At 63.8% G+C, this 1,987-nt stretch carries 3 protein-coding genes; all 3 read right to left on the bottom strand.

Features of this window, described 5'->3' with window-relative positions; translation table 11 throughout:
• Window positions 1-93 precede the first annotated feature (93 nt).
• A complete protein-coding gene (locus EN935_RS33370; RefSeq protein ID WP_126068674.1) occupies window positions 94-1,029 on the bottom strand; it encodes a phosphatidate cytidylyltransferase in 936 nt (311 codons plus the stop codon).
• Window positions 1,029-1,691 carry a lysophospholipid acyltransferase family protein gene (locus EN935_RS33365; protein ID WP_127263284.1) on the bottom strand — a complete coding sequence of 221 codons (663 nt, stop codon included), beginning with the start codon at window positions 1,689-1,691 and terminating at the stop codon, window positions 1,029-1,031. The genes EN935_RS33370 and EN935_RS33365 overlap by 1 nt, the downstream gene beginning before the upstream one ends.
• Window positions 1,688-1,987 (bottom strand): hypothetical protein (locus EN935_RS33360; protein ID WP_127374091.1); only part of this gene is annotated, 300 nt, incomplete at its 5' end. The genes EN935_RS33360 and EN935_RS33365, both read right to left, overlap by 4 nt.

Below are 1,987 nucleotides of genomic sequence, written 5' to 3'. Positions count from 1 at the left end.
GCATCATCACCAGCTCGGTCGGCGCGTTCTTCGTCGTCACCATGCTCATCCGCAACCGGCTCTGACGGGCAAGAGTTCGCCAGCTCCGAGCTCTCAGACGGTCCAGAAATAGCGCACAATGTGAAAGAACACCGGCGCGGCGAAGACCAAGCTATCGGTGCGGTCCATCATGCCGCCATGGCCTTCGATCAGGTGGCCCCAGTCCTTGACGCCCTGGTCGCGCTTGATGGCCGAGGCGACCAGCCCGCCCAGAAATCCCATCGAGCAGGCGACGAAAGCCACGGCCGCCGCCTGCAGCGGCGAGAAGGGTGTCACGAACGACAACAGCGCGCCGAGCAGGCTCGCCGACACCAGTCCGCCAATCAGCCCTTCCCAGGTTTTCGACGGCGAGACGTTCGGCGAAAAACGGTGTTTTCCGAACAGCTTGCCGAAGATGTATTGCAGCACGTCGCTGCCTTGCACGACGATGATCAGGAAGGCGATCAGCAACAGGGTGCGGCCTTCGAAGCCCGGCACGTTGAGTGTCAGCAGGGCGGGGACATGGCTGACACAATAGACCGAGATCATCACCGCCCATTGCTGCGCGGCGATCCGCTCGAGGAAGCGTTCCGTGTCGCCATGCAGCGCCGTGATGGCCGGCATCAGCAGGAAGCAGTAGACCGGAATGAAGATGACGAAGAGCCCGTACCAGGCGGTCCACACCAGCCAGTATTGAAACGGTATGATGATGCCGAACATGCCAAGCAGCACCCAATGGTCGCTGCGGCGGGTGTGCGTGAGCGTCACGAATTCGCGCAGCGCGGCGAAGGAGATCAGCGCGAACAGGATGGTCATGCCGTAGCGGCCGAAGAAGAAGGCGACCGTCATCAGCGCCACCATCACCCACCAGGCGTTGATGCGCTGGGTGAGATTGACCAGCGTCGAGCTGAGCGGCTTCGGCGCCCGCGCCGAAAGGATAGCGGCGACAATGCTTGCGGTGGTCAAAACCGCCAGCAGGCCGATGATCAGGATGGAGATCTCGTGGCGCATCAATCGTCTCGCTCGGGGCGCGGGTTGAGCGCCAGAAGCGTGGCGTGGGCGCGCTCGAGAAAGGCGCGGCGTTCCTCGCCCGGGCCAACCGCGACCGGCGCGCCGAAAACGACTCGGCACAGCAGCGGAACCGGCAGGAACTGGCCCTTGGGCAGCACGCGCGACATGTTCTCGATCCAGCACGGGATCAGCTCGACCTGTGGCCGCGCCATCGATAGATTGTAGAGGCCGGAGCGGAAGGCCAGTAGCGGCTCCTCGGTCATGTTGCGGGTGCCCTCGGGAAACAGGATCAGCGAATGGCCCTGGTCGAGAACCGACAGCATGATCTCGATCGGGTTTTCCTCAGGCTTCGTCCATTGCCGGTTGATGAGCACGGACGACAGCATGTCCTGCGCGATGAAGCGGCGCAGCCGCGACTTTCCCCAGTATTCGCCGGCAGCCACCGCATGGGTGATCGCGCGCTCCTTTTCGCTGAGGCAGGCCGACAGCAAGATGAAGTCGCCATGGCTGGTGTGATTGGCGAAATAGATGCGCTGCCGGTCGGACGGCAGGCTGCCGTTCCAGATCGGACGCACCCCGGTCACCATCCAGGCCAGCGCCGAGAGGCCGACGGAGGTTACCGTCTGCAGCAAGGTGAAGGTCTTGAGCGAAAGCTTGTTCATCGCGGCGCCCAAAACCCCGCCGCCAGAAGCGCTGCGGCAAACAGGGCCAAGGCGGCGCGCTGCTTGAACAGCAAGCGGCTTGTGCCGGCCATGCGGTCGTCGAGCGAGCGTGTCGTGGACGGGGAGGGTTTTAGCCGCATGCGCGCCAATATGTCATCCACCGCGGCACCGCCGGAAGCCTCGTCCTTGTGGCTGGCCATCAGCCGGAACAGCAGCGCATCGAACACCAGCAACGCCGACAACACGAGCACGACAACCGCGATCGCGGCTGAGACCGACAATGGGATGGCCGCGCG

The sequence above is a fragment of the Mesorhizobium sp. M7D.F.Ca.US.004.03.1.1 genome, assembly GCF_003998635.1.
GTDB classification, from domain to species: Bacteria; Pseudomonadota; Alphaproteobacteria; order Rhizobiales; family Rhizobiaceae; genus Mesorhizobium; species Mesorhizobium loti.
The sequence above is the reverse complement of the archived record's forward strand: the minus strand, read 5'-3'. Positions and strand labels throughout refer to the sequence as shown.